14 protein-coding genes and 1 pseudogene are annotated in these 15,697 nt (G+C 71.4%); 10 read left to right on the top strand and 5 right to left on the bottom strand.

From position 1 onward, the window contains the following. Nucleotides 1-182: 182 nt before the first annotated feature. Nucleotides 183-1,637 (bottom strand): amino acid permease, encoded by a 1,455-nt coding sequence (locus ABZV77_RS28605; protein ID WP_356262588.1) that lies wholly within the window; start codon nt 1,635-1,637, stop codon nt 183-185. A 184-nt stretch (nt 1,638-1,821) separates the two neighbouring features. On the opposite strand from ABZV77_RS28605, the gene ABZV77_RS28600 reads away from it, so the two are divergent. Together ABZV77_RS28600 and ABZV77_RS28595 are read left to right on the top strand one after the other, a co-directional pair. Beyond that, nucleotides 1,822-2,307, top strand: a complete 486-nt coding sequence (locus ABZV77_RS28600) for a ribose-5-phosphate isomerase (protein ID WP_356262585.1) — start codon at nt 1,822-1,824, stop codon at nt 2,305-2,307. Between the two features lie 108 nt (nt 2,308-2,415). After that, on the top strand, nt 2,416-3,240 hold the full coding sequence (locus tag ABZV77_RS28595; RefSeq protein WP_356262583.1) for a DNA-formamidopyrimidine glycosylase family protein: 825 nt from the start codon (nt 2,416-2,418) through the stop codon (nt 3,238-3,240). 9 nt (nt 3,241-3,249) lie between these two features. On the opposite strand, the gene ABZV77_RS28590 is transcribed toward ABZV77_RS28595, so the two are convergent. Then, the gene (locus tag ABZV77_RS28590; protein WP_356262580.1) at nt 3,250-4,482 is read right to left on the bottom strand and encodes a GNAT family N-acetyltransferase; all 1,233 of its coding nucleotides are present in this window, start codon (nt 4,480-4,482) and stop codon (nt 3,250-3,252) included. Between the two features lie 238 nt (nt 4,483-4,720). Here ABZV77_RS28590 and ABZV77_RS28585 point away from each other — a divergent pair, with 238 nt between their 5' ends. Continuing rightward, nucleotides 4,721-5,827, top strand: a complete 1,107-nt coding sequence (locus ABZV77_RS28585) for a PP2C family protein-serine/threonine phosphatase (protein WP_356262578.1) — start codon at nt 4,721-4,723, stop codon at nt 5,825-5,827. Nucleotides 5,828-5,837: 10 nt separating this feature from the next. Then, a complete protein-coding gene (locus tag ABZV77_RS28580; protein ID WP_356262575.1) occupies nt 5,838-6,977 on the top strand; it encodes a hypothetical protein in 1,140 nt (379 codons plus the stop codon). Here ABZV77_RS28580 and ABZV77_RS28575 read toward each other — a convergent pair. After that, nucleotides 6,902-8,125, bottom strand: coding sequence for a cation:proton antiporter (locus tag ABZV77_RS28575; protein WP_356262573.1), 1,224 nt, complete (start codon nt 8,123-8,125; stop codon nt 6,902-6,904). The two genes, ABZV77_RS28580 and ABZV77_RS28575, sit on opposite strands and share 76 nt — an antisense overlap. 257 nt (nt 8,126-8,382) lie before the next feature. Here ABZV77_RS28575 and ABZV77_RS28570 point away from each other — a divergent pair, with 257 nt between their 5' ends. From ABZV77_RS28570 to ABZV77_RS28560, 3 genes are read left to right on the top strand one after another with little or no spacing between them, the layout of a single operon-like run. Continuing rightward, entirely contained in the window at nt 8,383-9,198 is an 816-nt protein-coding gene (locus tag ABZV77_RS28570) for an ABC transporter ATP-binding protein (protein ID WP_356262570.1), read from the top strand. Then, nucleotides 9,198-11,654, top strand: a complete 2,457-nt coding sequence (locus ABZV77_RS28565; RefSeq protein WP_356262567.1) for an FtsX-like permease family protein — start codon at nt 9,198-9,200, stop codon at nt 11,652-11,654. The genes ABZV77_RS28570 and ABZV77_RS28565 overlap by 1 nt, the downstream gene beginning before the upstream one ends. Continuing rightward, nucleotides 11,651-12,130, top strand: coding sequence for an HD domain-containing protein (locus ABZV77_RS28560; RefSeq protein ID WP_356262565.1), 480 nt, complete (start codon nt 11,651-11,653; stop codon nt 12,128-12,130). Before ABZV77_RS28565 ends, ABZV77_RS28560 begins: the two co-directional genes overlap by 4 nt. A gap of 6 nt (nt 12,131-12,136) precedes the next feature. Here the strand turns inward: ABZV77_RS28560 and ABZV77_RS28555 are convergent, their stop codons facing one another. Then, nucleotides 12,137-13,345, bottom strand: a complete 1,209-nt coding sequence (locus ABZV77_RS28555; protein WP_356262562.1) for an acyltransferase family protein — start codon at nt 13,343-13,345, stop codon at nt 12,137-12,139. 642 nt (nt 13,346-13,987) lie between these two features. On the opposite strand from ABZV77_RS28555, the gene ABZV77_RS28550 reads away from it, so the two are divergent. Both ABZV77_RS28550 and ABZV77_RS28545 read left to right on the top strand, forming a co-directional pair. Further along, nucleotides 13,988-14,182, top strand: coding sequence for a hypothetical protein (locus ABZV77_RS28550; RefSeq protein WP_055570088.1), 195 nt, complete (start codon nt 13,988-13,990; stop codon nt 14,180-14,182). Nucleotides 14,183-14,285: 103 nt separating this feature from the next. Then, a pseudogene (locus tag ABZV77_RS28545) lies at nt 14,286-14,806 on the top strand (serine/threonine-protein kinase); the annotation flags it as partial. Here ABZV77_RS28545 and ABZV77_RS28540 read toward each other — a convergent pair. After that, nucleotides 14,803-15,063 (bottom strand): hypothetical protein, encoded by a 261-nt coding sequence (locus ABZV77_RS28540; protein WP_356262742.1) that lies wholly within the window; start codon nt 15,061-15,063, stop codon nt 14,803-14,805. The pseudogene ABZV77_RS28545 and the gene ABZV77_RS28540 overlap by 4 nt on opposite strands. Here ABZV77_RS28540 and ABZV77_RS28535 point away from each other — a divergent pair. Continuing rightward, nucleotides 14,983-15,690, top strand: a complete 708-nt coding sequence (locus ABZV77_RS28535) for a hypothetical protein (RefSeq protein ID WP_356262559.1) — start codon at nt 14,983-14,985, stop codon at nt 15,688-15,690. The genes ABZV77_RS28540 and ABZV77_RS28535 overlap by 81 nt on opposite strands. The last annotated feature ends 7 nt before the right edge of the window (nt 15,691-15,697 follow it).

Below are 15,697 nucleotides of genomic sequence, written 5' to 3'. Positions count from 1 at the left end.
GTCGCTGTGCGGTGTAGTCCACGGGAGCCTCCGTTGTCGTGTCTGACACAGGAGAGCATTACTCACCGGCGGGCCGTCCTGTCGTCAACTCCTCCGTGACTCCAGCGGAATTCCGGTGCACTACCGCACGACGCCGCCCCCGCGGATGGCCCGCGGGGGCGGCGTCGGAGCTGGGGGAGGGGTCAGGCGTCGACCGCGTCCCTGGGCCGGACCTTCTCCCGTACCAGCGAGAAGGCGACCACGAAGGCGGCGGCGAGGAGCGAGAGCAGCACCTGCTTGCGGCCTGCCTCGTCGGTCAGCATGTAGACGAGGACGAACGAGATCATCGCGATCGTGACCCACGTCAGATACGGGAAGAGCCACATCTTCACGACGAGCTTCTCCGGCTCCTCGCGCAGGATGATCCCGCGCATCCGCAGCTGCGTGAAGGAGATCATCAGCCACACGAAGAGGGCCACCGCGCCCGAGGAGTTCAGCAGGAAGTCGAAGACGGTGTCCTTCCACTGGTAGTTGAACCAGACGGCGACGAAACCGAAGACGACCGAGCCGAGGATCGCGGCCTGCGGCACGCCCCGCTTGTTGGTGCGCGCGAAGGCCTTGGGCGCGTCACCGCGCTGGCCGAGCGAGAACGCCATGCGGGAGGCGGTGTACAGGCCGGAGTTGAGGCAGGAGAGCACGGCGGTGAGGACGATGACGTTCATGACCTGACCGGCGTGCGGGATGCCGATCGAGTTCAGCGCGGCGACGTAACTGCCGTCCTTGACGATCGACTTGTCGTTCCACGGAAGCAGGGTGATGACGACGAAGATCGAACCCAGGTAGAAGACGCCGATGCGCCAGATGACGCTGTTGGTCGCCTTGGTGACGGCGCGCTGCGGGTCCTCGGACTCACCGGCGGCCAGCGTGACGATCTCGCTGCCCATGAAGGAGAAGACGACCATCAGCACACCGGTGAGGATGGCGCCCGCGCCCTTGGGCATGAAGCCGCCCGCGTCGGTGAGGTGCGCGAATCCGGCGCCGGGGTTGTCGGAGCCGGGCAGCACGCCGAAGACGGCGAGCAGGCCGATGATCACGAAGCCGCCGATGGCGACGACCTTGATCCCGGCGAACCAGAACTCGAATTCGCCGTAGGAGCCCACCGAGACGAGGTTCGTCGCGGTGAGCACGACCATCACGATGAGCGCCCAGCCCCACTGCGGTACGGCGGGTATCCAGCCGTTGAGGATGACGGCACCGGCGGTGGCCTCCACCGCGAGCACGACGACCCAGAAGAACCAGTACAGCCAGCCGATGGAGAACCCGGCCCAGCGGCCGAGCGCCTGGTCGGCGTAGGTGGAGAAGGAGCCGGAGGCGGGCCGTGCGGCGGCCATCTCGCCGAGCATCCGCATCACGAGGACGACCATCGTGCCGACGAGGGCGTACGAGACGAGGATGGCGGGCCCCGCGGCGGCGATGCCGGAGCTCGATCCGACGAAGAGGCCCGCGCCGATCACACCACCGATGGCGATCATGGAGAGATGGCGGTTCTTGAGACCCGCCTTCAGGCCGTCACCGGTGTCACCACTGTCGCCAGACTGCGGATCCCCAGGGGAATTGGGGGTGCTGTCTGCCTTCGCAAGGGAGGGTTGCGAGGTCATGGACGAATCCTTAAGTTCTCGGGTCACGAGCCCCCGCATTCAAACTCAGGGGTGAACGGGACGGAAGTCCTGAATCCGGATCGTTGTATTCCGGGCTTAAGGCCTGGACCAAGGTCCCGACCAGGGAGATCAAGATCCTGCCCGGTCGCGGCTACCCGCCCCACGGCGTGCCACACTCGGACCCATGCGCGTGTACCTCGGCTCGGATCATGCCGGCTACGAACTCAAGAACCACCTGGTCGAATGGCTCAAGAGCCACGGCCATGAGCCCGTCGACTGCGGGCCCCACATCTATGACGCCCAGGACGACTACCCGCCGTTCTGCCTGCGCGCCGCGGAGCGGACCGCCGCGGACCCGGAGGCACTCGGCATCGTCATCGGCGGCTCGGGCAACGGCGAGCAGATCGCCGCGAACAAGGTGAAGGGCGTGCGGGCGGCCCTGGCCTGGAGCGAGCAGACGGCGGCGCTCGGCCGCGAGCACAACGACGCGAACGTCGTCTCGATCGGCGGCCGCATGCACACGCAGGAAGAGGCGACGAAGTTCGTCGAGATCTTCCTGGGTACGCCGTACTCGGGTGAGGAGCGTCATACCCGACGCATCGAGATGCTGTCGGCCTACGAGCAGTCGGGGGAGCTTCCCCCCATCCCCGCCGGGCACCCCCAGCAGTAGCGGGCGTCACGGGGCTCCGCCCCGGACCCCGCTCCTCAAACGCCGGAGGGGCTGGATCTTCCGACCCGGATCGTTCAGCCCCTCCGTACTCACCCCCGGAGGGACACCGTGCCGGAGGGGCACACGATTCACCGGCTCGCGGCCGACCACCGGGACCGGTTCCAGGGCCGCCCCGTCCGCGCGACCAGCCCGCAGGGCAAGTTCTCCGACAGCGCCGCCCTCGTCACCGGCCAGGTGCTGGACACCGCCGAGGCCCACGGCAAGCACCTCTTCCTCGGCTTCGAAGGCACCGGCTGGATCCACATCCACCTCGGCCTCTTCGGCAAGTACACCCTGGGGGAGACCCCCGCCCCGCCCCCGACGGACACCGTCCGCCTCCGGCTCCTGAACGACGCGTACCACTCCGACCTCCGCGGCCCCACCACCTGCGCCCTCATCACGGACGGGGAGAAGCAGGCGATACACGACCGGCTCGGCCCCGACCCCCTGCGCCCCGCGACCGCCCCCGAGAACGACCCGGCGAAGGCCTACCGCCGCATCTCCCGCAGCCGCACCACGATCGCCGCGCTCCTCATGGACCAGAAGGTCATCGCGGGCGTCGGCAACGTCTACCGCGCCGAGGTCCTCTTCCGGCACGGCATCGACCCGTACCTCCCGGGCAAGGACCTCACCGAGGCGCAGTGGACCGCGATCTGGGCGGACCTCGTGGAGCTGATGCACGAAGGCGTACGCCTCAACCGCATCGACACCGTCAGGCCCGAGCACACCCCGGAGGCGATGGGCCGCCCGCCGCGCGTCGACGACCACGGCGGCGAGGTCTACGTCTACCGGAGGGCGAACCAGCCCTGCCACCTCTGCGGCGGCGACATCCGCACCGCGGACCTGGCCGCCCGCAACCTCTTCTGGTGCCCCACCTGCCAACGGCCCGCCTGAAGCCCCCGGCTAGAACCCGTGCGGCAGCCACGGCTCCGTGTCCGACCCGAACGCCACGGACGCCTCGGCCAGCGCCCCCCGGCGCAGCTCCCGCACCCGCCCCGCACCCGCGAGCGACGTAAGGGAAGTGCCGCCGAGGTAGGCGGCACCCAACTCCCGTACGGACAGGGCGAGGTCGGCCGCGTCGTCCGTGCGCTCGCACGAGGCGCCCTTCGCGTCGCCGGTGAGCCGCCAGCGCCCCTCGTTCCAGGGGCAGAAGGCGTCCTCGACCTCGAACACCACGTCCAGGGGCGCCTGGTACGTCCGCGCCTCAAGGGCCGCGCCCACCTCGACGAGCCGCACGTGCAGCGAGTCCCGCACCGCGATGTCGCAGCGGCGGACGTCGGAGACCAGCTGCAGCAGCGCGTCGTCCACCGGGCGGTTGCGCGCGACGACCGACGACGTCAGGTCGATGTCGAACAGGAACCGCCACAGCGCCGCGTACGCCGCCGGGTCCAGGGCCTCGATGTCGTGCACCTGGACCGACCCCTTCGGGCCCTGCCAGTCCCAGTCGGGCTTCACCGCGAACCGCACGTACCCGACGAGCTCGCCCGCACGCTCGGCGACCACGCACTGCAGCGGCGACGCGCCGTTGCGCTCGCTCTGCGGGTCGAGCAGCGCGAGCCGCTCCCAGCCGGGCTGCCGGGCCGTCATGCCCGGACGCGCGGTCACCCGTCGTGCGTACAGCGCCTCACAGTCCTCGTGGACGTCGGCGGGCCGCACGTACCGAAGACGTACGTCGTCCGTCCCGGGCGGGGCGGACAGGGACACCCGCGTCGTGTCGATGTCGACCTTCATCTGCCGGGTCGCCGTGCCGTACCCGAACCGGCCGTAGATGACCGGCTCGGAGGCGGTGAGCACGGCGAGCGGCTCGCCCAGCGCACGCACGTCGTCCAGCTGCCGCCGCATCATCGACGTCAGGATCCCGCGCCGCCGGTGCGTGGCGGCGACGCCGACCATCGTCACGCCCGCCGCGTCCACCAGCGCGCCGCCCGGCACGGCGAGGCGGAAGGAGAAGGCTCCCGCCGTCCCCACGCACGCCTCCCCGTCCCACACGCCCACCGAACGGTCGTGCTCGGTGAGCGTGCGCCACAGCTCGCGCTCCTCGGCCGACTCGGCGACCCCGCCGAACGCCACCTCCAGCGATCCGTACCACGTGTCCCAGTCGGCCTTCGCGAGCACCCGCATGTCTGTCGTCGTCATATGCCATGCGTACCAGGGCAATACCACCCGATGCGACAGGATTTTCATGCTCCGCGGCCCCGTCGCCGCCCGTCCCCGGCATGCCCCTGACGGGGGACAACCGGGACCTCCCGTGCGAAGTACGCGGCCCGCTGGATAGGGTCCACGAGCAATGGCAGAACGACGAGCACGGCTCGCACGTCGCGTACGGCGGGATCGACGCGAAGGGCGTGCAGAAGCCGATACGTTCACGGCCCGGATGAAGAAGCGGCTGCACCGGGCCCGCATCGCGCTGCGCAAATCCGGGGTCGACTACTTCCGCGGCGACGGCTCCGACTGGGTCGCCCTCGCCGGTCTGCTCCTGACCATTCCCGTGATCACCACCTGCACGATCATCAACAACGTGTGGTTCTCACCGGCCGCGCTCGTCCTGCCCATCGTCGCGGGCGGCCTGCTGCTGCGCCCGGCCAGCCTCCTCGGCCTGTACGCGGCGTCGGCGGTGGCCCTCATCGTGGAGTCCGTCCGCCTCGGCCCGTACACGGAAGGGCCCTCCCGCGTCACACCGGGCACGGTCCTCGTGGTCGCTGCCTGCGGCTTCTTCGGGCTCCTCATCGCCCAGTTCCGCAGCCGGGTCGGCGTGCCCTGGCGCGGCGGCGGCACCATGCTCTTCGACCTGCGCGAGCGCATCCGCGTCCAGAGCAAGCTGCCGAAGCTGCCGCGCGGCTGGCACCGCGAGATGGCGCTGCGCCCGGCGGGCGGCCAGTCCTTCTCCGGCGACTTCGTGGTCGCGGCCCGTACGAACGGCGGCCGCACCCTGGAGGCCGTCCTCACCGACGTCTCGGGCAAGGGCATGGACGCCGGGTCGCGTGCGCTGCTGCTCTCCGGCGCGTTCGGCGGCCTGCTCGGCTCGCTGCCCCCGCACGCCTTCCTGCCCGCCGCCAACGGCTATCTGCTCCGCCAGGACTGGGACGAGGGTTTCGCGACCTCCATCCACCTGGTCCTGGACCTGGAGACCGGCGACTACGAACTGTTCTCCGCGGGCCACCCGCCGGGCCTCCAGCTCAGCGCGGGCAGCGGCCGCTGGGAGGAGAAGGCGGGCCAGGGCCCGCTGCTCGGCGTCTACGACGGCGCACAGTTCGACCCCGTCAAGGGAGTCCTGCGCCCCGGCGACGTCCTGATGCTCTTCACCGACGGCCTGGTCGAGACCTCCGACCGCGACATCGCCGAGGGCATGGACCGCCTGACGGGCGAGGCCGACCGCTATGTGGCCGGCGGCTTCCACGGCGCGGCCTGGCACCTGATCGAGGCGGTCGCAAAGGACGTGAACGACGACAGGGCGCTGCTGCTGATCTGCCGGGAGGCGTGAGGTGGGCGGCGTGCGGACGCCGGTGAGCGGTCTCGTGAGCGTGGCGTACGGCCAGCTCTACGTGGAGAGCGGCCCGGACGGCGCGGGCCTGGGCTTCCACGACGCGTGCGCGGGCCAGGAGAACGGGCTCTGCGGCGCGGCGATACCCGGCTTCCTGTACCTGAACTCGGGCCTGCACACCGGGGAGCTCGACTTCACGGTGGAGGTCCACGAGAGCCCGCCGCTCCTGGAGGACCAGTGGGAGGAGATCGTCGAGGTCTCCTTCCGTCCCGTGGGGCCGGAGACGGCGCTCGCCCTGTGGGGCGGCATGGGGGCATTCCAGCTGGGCCTCGAAGAGATCGACTACCGGGTCCGCTACTGCGGCAGCAGGCTGGACGAAGCCGTCGACAGGGAGGACGAGTTGATCGAGTCCCCCGGCATGGAGGAGCACCTCCTGCAGTTCTGGCCCGCGCCGCCGGAACGCGACCGGCTGGTCAAGCAGACCGGGAACTGCGCCGCGTACTGGCACCGAACGGCCCGCGACCTCCCGTCCGCCGAGCGGCGTGCCGAACAGCGGGCCGAGGCACAGCGCCGTGAGCGGGAAGCGGCGGAGCGGGCCACCCGGGAGGCGCACGAACGGTACGAACGCCACACCTGGGGCGGGCGGCTGCCCAGTGACCGCCTGCGGAACGTGGGCGGCAGCATCTGGGGGGTCCTCGAGCTCGACTCCGAACTCGCCCATGCCCTGGACCGGTTGGCCCCCGAACAGCAGCGCGCCGTCGCCCGCTGGGCCGCGCGCCGCGCCGCCGAGGAAGCCGGGCTCGACCGGGTCGACTGGATGGTCCCGGCACTGGAGGCGGCCGAGCGCGGGCGGCCGCTGCCCGCGCCCTTCGACGACCATGGCCACGTGGTGAGCCGCATCCTCGACGATCCGGCGGTGCCGGACACGACCGTGGCCCCGGCCCGGCCGACGTACCCGGCGGCCACCCGGCAGCAGTTCTCCGCGCTCCCCGCCCTGTACGCCGCGGTCGAGGACGACCCCCTGCGGGCCGCCCTCGATGCCGTCTTCGCCGCGGCCGTTACCGTCGGGCGTGACTACGCCGTGCTGCTCGCGGAGCTCCGTGTCAGGTTCTCCGACGAGCTGGGGCCGCCGGACGCGCCGTCTCCGTAGCCGTCGTCGTCCTTGCCGCCCGGCAGGATCCGGGCCAGCCACTCCGAGCGGCCCGCGGCCAGGGGGCCGAGGACCGCGAGCAGCAGCACGTACCCCGCGATGAAGGGGGAGAGGCGCTCGTCGAGGCCTGCGCCCGCCGCCATCGTGGCGAGGATCAGGGCGAACTCGCCGCGGGCGAGCAGCGTCGTGGAGATGTTCGCCGCGGGGCCCGCCCCGAAGCCGTACACACGCGCCGCGCCGAGCCCGGCGAGGACGTTCATCAGGAGCGTCACCGCGACCGCGGCGAGGACCGGCCAGAGCACCACCGGCAGGTCGCCCGGGTCGATGGAGAGTCCGAAGGCGAAGAAGAAGATCGCGCCGAAGGCGTCCCGCAGCGGGTGCACGAGGGTGCGGATGCGGTCGCCGGACGCCGTGCTGCCGAGCATCAGGCCGACCATGAACGCGCCGATGGCGTCCGCCACGCCGAACCACTCGGAGACACCGGCGACGAAGACGGCGACGCCGAGGAAGGAGATGACGAGCAGCTCGTCGTCCTTGGTGTCCATGAGGCGCCCGACGAGCTTGGTGCCGAAGCGGGCCGCGAGGGCGAGCAGGAGGAGGAAGCCGAAGGCCTTGCCGCCGTCCATCACGGCGGCGGCGAGACTGTCCGCGCCGGACAGGATGGGCTGCAGCGCCGCGAGGTACAGGGCCAGGAAGATGTCCTCGACGACGATGATGCCGAGGATCGGCTTCGTCTCGGGGTTGCCGAGCCTGCCGGTGTCGACGAGGACCTTCGTGACGATCGCCGAGGAGGAGATGCCGAGCACTCCGGCGAGGACCAGCGCTTCGGAGGTGCCCCAGCCGAGCGCGAATCCGAAGCCCAGGCCGGCGCCGACGTTCAGGGCGAGGTAGGTCCCTCCGGCGACGGCCATCTTGCGGCCACCGGTCTTGAGGTCGTCCATGTGGAACTCGAGGCCCAGGTAGAAGAGCAGCAGGACCAGGCCGAGCGCCGAGAGCATTTCCAGGTCGTGGGGGTCGGAGACCAGGACCACGCCGGGGGTGTGGGGGCCGAGGAGGATCCCGGCCAGGATGAAGAGCGGAATGGTGGGGAGTCCGATGCGGCCGCCGAGGCGGGCGAGGACTGCGGCGGCGAGAAAGGCGCCGCCCATGGCTATCAAGGTGTCTGCGTGTCCGATGGGCCCGTTCCTCCCGTAGGGGTGGCAAGTAAGGGAACAAAAAGAAGATGGCAAAGGGAGCGTCAAGAACGCGTCAATACTTAGGTTACCAAACGATCGATGAGGGTGTCCCTGAACGCGCGTGGTGGGGTTCTCCCCACCCTGGGTTCGCCAGCCGTCCTCATGGTCCACACCACCCCCGTCTCCGTACGTTCAAGAGGTCGAATTCGTATGGAGAGGTGGACAGGGACATGGGGCTGCGGCGGAAGAAGAACCGAGTCGTCGAGGAGGACGTTCGCGTTCTCGGCGGGGCGCCCGGCGACTGGGCCGTCGAACTGCGCGGCGTCCGCCGCCAGTACGGCCGCGGCTCCGGCGCCGTGCACGCCCTCGCAGGCATCGACCTCGCCCTGCCCCGCGGCAGCTTCACCGCCGTCATGGGCCCCTCGGGATCCGGCAAGTCCACCTTCCTGCAGTGCGCCGCGGGCCTGGACCGGCCGAGCGCGGGCACCGTCCGCCTCGGCGGCACCGAGATCACCGGCATGAGCGAGAACAAGCTCACCGCGCTCCGCCGCACCCGCCTCGGCTTCGTCTTCCAGGCCTTCAACCTGCTGCCGTCGCTGACCGTCGAACAGAACGTCGTGCTGCCGATGCGTCTCGCGGGCCACCGCCCCGACCGCCGCAAGGCCGCCGAGATGCTCACCCGCGTCGGCCTCGGCGACAAGGGCCGCCGCCGCCCAGGACAGCTCTCCGGCGGCCAGCAGCAGCGCGTCGCCATCGCCCGCGCCCTCGTCACCGAGCCGGACGTGATCTTCGCCGACGAACCGACCGGCGCCCTCGACACCACCACCGCGAGCGAGATCCTCGGCCTGCTGCGCTCCGCCGTCGACGGCCTGAACGCCACCGTCGTCATGGTCACCCACGACCCGGCCGCCGCCGCCCACGCCGACCGCGTCCTCTTCCTCGCCGACGGCGCCCTCGTCGACCGCCTGGAGCGCGCGTCCGCCGCTCAGATCGCCGCCCGGATGACCGCCCTGACCGCGCCTGCGTACGCGGGGGTGGCCGCGTAATGGCGTACGTCCCCAACGGCCTCGCCCGCGCGGCCGTCCGCTTCAAACCCGCCGCGTTCGCAGGCACCTTCGTCGCCCTCATGATGGCCTCGCTGATCGTGGCCGCCTGCGGAATCCTCCTGGAGACCGGGATACGCGCCTCCGTGCCGCCCGAGCGCTACGCGGGCGCCCCCGTCGTGGCCGCCGCGGACCAGTCCATCCACTTCGTCACCGGCAGCGGCGACAGCGAGTCCGAGGACGCCACACCGCTGCCCGACCAGGCGCGCATCGACAACTCCCTGGTAGCCAAGGCCGGTTCGGTGCCCGGCGCCCGCACCGCCGTCCCCGACGTCACCTTCCCCGTCAAGTCCGGCGGCAAGGACGTCACCGCACACGGCTGGGGCTCCACCGCCTTCACCGGCGAGAAGCTGACCGCGGGCCGCGCCCCGCAGCCCGGCGAGGTCGTCCTCGCCGCGCCCGGCGGCCGCGTCGGCGACCGCACCACGCTCACGACGGCCGACGGCCCCCGCGACTTCCGCGTCTCCGGCACCGTGCGGGCCGGACAGTCCGCCCCCACCGCCTGGTTCGCCGACTCCGAGGCCGTCCGCATCTCCGGGCACCCCGGACGCGTCGACGCCATCGCCGTCCTGCCCGAGAAGGGCGTGTCCGACGACACCCTCAAGTCCCAGGTCGCCCACGCCATCGGCAAGAAGGCCGACGTCCACACCGGCAACGACCGCAGCGCGGCCGAAGGCTCCTCGCTCGCCTACGCCAAGGAAATGCTCACCGGCCTCGGCGGCTCCTTCGGCGGCATCGCCGCCCTGACCGCCGTCTTCACCGCCGCGGGAACCGTCGCCCTCTCGGTGGGCCAGCGCGCCCGCGAGTACGCACTCCTGCGCGCCATCGGCACCACGCCCCGCCAGATCCGCCGCACCATCGCCACCGAGACCCTGCTCGTCGCCCCGGCCGCCGCGGCCGTCGGCCTCCTGCCCGGCATCGCCCTGGCCACCTGGTGGTTCGGGCAGCTGAAGGAGAAGGGCGCGATCCCCGAGGCCGTCGACCTGTCCATCTCCTTCATCCCGCTCGTCAGCGCCGCCGGAGTCGCCGTCCTCACCGCGCTCGGCGCCGGATACATGGCCGCCCGCCGCCCCTCCCGCATCAAGCCGGGACAGGCGCTCAGCGAGGCCTCCGTGGAGCGGGTGCCGCTCGGCTGGATCAGGACGCCGCTGGGCATCGCCGCCGCCGTCGGCGGTGCGATCTTCGCCGGCTTCGCCGCCAGCAACACCGGCGAGGACGCGGCGAACGCGGCGCTCGGCGTCGTCATGCTCTTCATGCTCGCCGTGGCCCTGCTCGGCCCGCTGGTGGCCCGCGGCTGCGCCGCCCTGTTCGGCCTCCCGCTGCGCGGCGCCGGTGCGTCCGCCTCGCTCGCGGCCGCCAACTCCCGTTCCAACGCCCGCCGACTGGCCTCCGCGATCACCCCGATCGTGCTCGCCATGGCCTTCTCCTCCGTCCTCGTCTTCATGCACACCAGCGAGGAGCGGGTCGCCGCCGACCAGCAGCGCGCGGGCATCACCGCCGACCACATCGTCACCTCCGAAGGCGGCCTCGCCCCGGCAACGCTGGCCAAGGCCGCCGACGCGAAGGGCGTCACCTCGGCCGTCGGCCTGCTCAAGACCTCCCTGCTCGTGCCGGTCGGCTCGGGCGGCGACCGCTGGCTGGAGTCCGCGTCGGCCCAGGGCGTCACGGGCACGGCGGCCGGGCTCGCCAAGGTCCAGGACCTCAAGGTGGAGACCGGCGCCCTGAAGCTCGGCAGGGGCCAGATCGCCGTCGACGCCGCCCTCGCCACCTCCGCCCACGTGCAGACCGGCGACCGCCTCGACGTCCGCCTGCCCGACGGCACCAAGGCCTCGCCGACCATCGTCGCCACGTACGGCAGGGGCCTCGGCCTCTCCCAGGTGACCATGCCCGCGGCCGACCTCAAGCAGCACGTCACCTCGTCCTTCGCCACCGAGATCTGGACCAGGGGTGGCTCCGCGCAGGCGCTCTCCGGACTCGGCGAACTCAAGGACCGCGACGGCTACGCCACCGCCCGCTCCATGGACAATGAACTCAACGCCTGGGCCAACACCACGATGGCGGCCGTCCTCGGCGGCTTCGCGGCCGTCGCCGCCGTCAACACCCTGGTGATGACGGTCCTGGACCGCCGCCGCGAACTCGGCACGCTGCGCCTGATCGGCTCCACCCGCCGCCAGGTCCTCCGGATGATCCGCTGGGAGGCGCTCCTCGTGGCCAGCGCGGGCATCGTCATCGGCTCGGCGATCGCGTTCGCCACCCTCGTCCCGATGATGAGGGGCCTGACCGGCGAATCCCCGTACGTCCCGCCGCTGGTGTACGGCTCCTTCGTGGGCGCGGTCCTGGTCCTCGGCCTGGCCTCGGCGACGATCCCGGCGAGGGCGGCGCTAAGGTCGGCCGCATGACGCCCGCCGACCGAGGCCACCCGCCGCTGTCCCTGCCCGAGGTGGCGGCCATCGCCCGCGAGGCCCACGCCGCCCAGCAGGACAAGGCGGGCCGCCCCTACGCCGAACACCTCCAGGCCGTGGCCGAGGGAGTGCGGCGGCGGGGCGGTGACGACGAGCAGATCGCGGCCGCCTGGCTGCACGACTCCGTCGAGGACGACGCCCTGTCCGAGCAGTGGCTCGGGGACGCCCCGCTGACCCGGCGCACCAAGGACATCGTCCTCGCCCTCACCAAGCGCGCGGGCGAGCCCAAGGAGGCGTACGCCGAGCGCATCCTCGCGACCCCGGGCGCCCGCCTCGTGAAGGAGGCGGACCTGGCGCACAACGCGGACCCGGCCCGCCTCGCGGTCCTCGACGCAACGACAAGGGCGCGCCTGACGGCGAAGTACGCCACCATGCGCGCCCTGTTGGGGCTCGGGGAGAACCCGCTCCCGTAGCTTCCGTTACGTCGACTTGGCCCGCTCACGGGCGAGTTGCGCCGCGTCCCGCTTGAACGCCCACTCCATCTTGGGCTCCATCGCGAAACGGAACATCCGCTGCACCGGTGGTGTGCACAACGCCGTCACCACGCTTGCGGCGACCACCGACACGAAGATCTCGCCGAGCGGCTGGTGCAGCCACTCGTAGTTGTCGAACCAGCCCCAGAAGCGGGAGCCCTTGGCGAGGAAGCCGTGCAGCAGGTAGCCGTACAGCGTGCCGGCGCCGAGGACCGTGAACCACATCTTGCGGCGCGGCACCCAGGCGAAGAAGCACGCGGTGAGGACGACGGAGCAGCCGAAGAGCGCCAGCGTCATCACGACACCGGCCCACCACGGGGCGCCCAGCTCCTGGGCGCTGTCCCGGCGGTAGAACCAGGCCGAGGTCATCCGGGGAGCCGCCCAGTACGCCAGGAGCAGCGCGCTCGCGAAGACCGGGATCGACAGGATCCGCACCTCGCGGCGGCGCACCAGCTGGAAGTACTCGGGCTTCATGAAGAGGCCCAGTACGAAGAACGGCAGGAACTGCAGCACGCGCTGCAGGTCGAGGTCGTCGCCGATGTCGGGTGAGATCACGGCGAGCGTGGCGATGGCCAGTGCGAGCGGCACCGGCCAGCGCACGATCTTCCACAGCGGCACGGTGAGCCGCCACACGAAGAGCGCGACCAGGAACCAGGTGAGGTACCAGGGGTCGAGCAGGCTGATCGGCTGACCGGGGTCGTCGTCCGCCCAGCGCTTGAAGAAGGTGTACGCGATCTCGAAGATGACGTACGGCACGGCGATGCCGGTCACGAGCCGCTTGAGGCGGTCGGCCCGCATGTCGAAACTGCGCGAGAAGTAGCCGGAGATCACGATGAACGCCGGCATGTGGAAGGTGTAGACGGTCATGTACAGCGACTCGGCGACGCGGCTGTGATCCGTCAGGGGTTCCCATGCGTGGGCCATCGCCACGAGGACGATCGCCAGGTACTTGGCGTTGTCGAAGAACGCGTCGCGCTGCTTGGCGGGCTTGGACCCGCTCTGGGCGGTGCTGCGGCCTGCCGGGGTGGGGGGTGCGGTGGCGACGGCCTGCGGGGGCGGTTGGGGGGCGCGGGGAGTGGGGACTCCGTCCGCCGGCACCTGGGCCGGGGGGAGGGGCGCCCGGTGGCGTCCGTGCGGGTGCACCGAGTTGGTCACAGGCCCTCCCACCAAGAGCTCGGTGAGACGACCCGGGACCGCACTGCGCCTACGGGGGTGGTGGCAGCGTGGAACATCTGAGGCACCCTAGCGTCGCTGCCGTCTATTCGTAAAACCCTCGTCACTTCTCTCAACGCAATCTCCGACAATCACGTGGGTGAATCCCGCTTAACCGGGTAGCCGGTACCCCGAGATTCGGTCGAGTCGACAAAGAGATCTGGTCGCATGCGGCCCGGTTCTGTCCGTTACGTCACAACTCATCCGGTTTAAATGGTGCATAACGCCTGCGGGCGACTCTGGTGAAATGTCCGGTTGGCCGGAGGTATCGACGGAGTTCACCTCTCTTGGTGCACCTTCGATGTGCCCTCGGCGACAATTCGAATTTCCTGCGAACGTCGTGTGTGGCGATGGCAACGATCAAGGCGAATTCCTGATGACGGCAGGTCGTCGAATTGCTGTACGACAGTGCGCTGCCCTTGCGCCCCCAAGGCGCCCTTGCGCTCCGGGGCCGTGACGTGTTGGCCGACGATGTGTCACCGGCCGCATGGAGGGGGCTTGTTGGTGGCACGATGGTCCCTGGCGGGGGTGTGCGGGGTCGTACCCCCCGGGCCGGGAGAGCGACCGACCTAGGGTGTGATCAGTGTGGCCATTTCGCTGTCAGTGGTGCTGCTGTTGGCGATCATCCTTGTGGTGCTGATCCGAGGGGGATCGCTCAAGGCGGGGCCCGCGATCGTCGCGGTGCTCTTCGGTTTCTTCCTCGCCTCCACAGGCATGGCGCCTTCCATAAACCGCTTCTTGAACGAAGTGGCGGAGACCATCAACTCGATCAGCTTCTGAGGTCCCCCGGGGGAGCGTTCTCGAACCCGCGTACGCTGCGGGGCGACGACCAGGAGTTCCGTACCCTCCCCCGAGCTCTTAAGGAGCAGGGGGGGACGCCCATCGCCGTGAGGTGGCCGCCGCCCGTCAGGTCAGCGGGGCCTTCACCGCACCCGTCGTGGACGCCGACGCGGACGCGTCGAGCCCCTGGATGGCCACGGTCCACATCCCGGGCGAGAACCTCGGCACCCATGTGCGCCGCGAGGGCCCGCTCCCCCTCGACCGGCTCCACGAACCGGCCGCGGGCCTCACCGAAGCGCTGCGCGACATCCACCGCGTGGGCGTGGTCCACCGCGACCTCAAGCCCGCCAACGTCATGCTCGCGGAGGACGGCCCGCGCGTCATCGACTTCGGGGTGTCCCGCGCCGCCGAGGCCCTCGGCGCCGACGCCCTCACCCAGACCGGCCGCGATGGGGGTGCCCCCTGCTCCTTGAGAGCTCGGGGGAGGGCACCCCGCCCTACATGTCCCCGGAACAGCTCACCAACCCCCGCGACGTCGGCCCCGCGTCCGACGTCTTCTCCCTCGGCGCCGTCCTCGCGTACGCGGCGACCGGACGCGGCCCCTTCGACAGCGACAGCCCCTACGAGACGGCCGCCTGTGTCGTCACGGGCACCCCACCCCCGACGAACTCCTCGCGCTGCTCAAGGGCGAGCCGGTACCGCCGCGCCGCGAGACGCCCCCGCCCGCCGAGCAGCAGCCCCCGGCCCCCGGCTCCGCTCCTCCCCGGCGCCGCCGCCGCGGACTCCTCCTTGCGGCCGCGGTGGGCGGGCTGCTGCTCGCGCTGGTCGGTACGGGCGTGGTCGTACGCCTCGTACGGGACGACGACCAGGTGGCGAGCCAACTGCCCGCGGGCTGGCGGGACTGGACGGCGAAGGACGCCGTCACCGCCGCAGAGGGAAAGGACCCCTCGCCCTCCGGCCCCTTCGTGCGCTGCACCACCGCCCGCGGCGGCCTGATCTGCGCAGGCGACGACGTCAAGGCCGTCCGCTTCTCCCTCGCCACGGGAAAGCGGGAAAGCCGAGCACCCGCGTCTCCCGCCTCGACCCCGCCACCGGCAGGCCCGCCTGGACGGTCACCGTGCGCGGCACCCTCACCCTCGTCGGCCAGGCCGACGGGCGGCTCCTGCTCACCGACACCTCCGGTCCCGAGTACCGCAGCATCGTCGCCGTCACCGCGACCGGCAGCCACACCCGCCGCACCATCGGGCTGTCCCGCACCCAGCCCGGGGCGGCGTCCGTCACGCTCAGCCGGGGCACGCTCCGCGACCCACGTCTTCGTCGCCTCGCCCAGCGGCCGCCTCGCCGCACTGGACGGCAGGACCGGCGACGTCGCGTGGACCCGGCCCGGACGGGGCGTCGGCTCGGCCTGGATAGGAGATGAAGGCGCCCGGCTCACGCTGGCGGGAGACGCGCTCTACATCCCCTACGGCACACGCTCCGTGTACACGGTCGACGTACGCCATCCCTGAGTGCCGC

It is taken from the genome of Streptomyces sp. NPDC004732, assembly GCF_040609235.1.
Classification (GTDB): Bacteria; Actinomycetota; Actinomycetes; order Streptomycetales; family Streptomycetaceae; genus Streptomyces.
The sequence above is the reverse complement of the archived record's forward strand: the minus strand, read 5'-3'. Positions and strand labels throughout refer to the sequence as shown.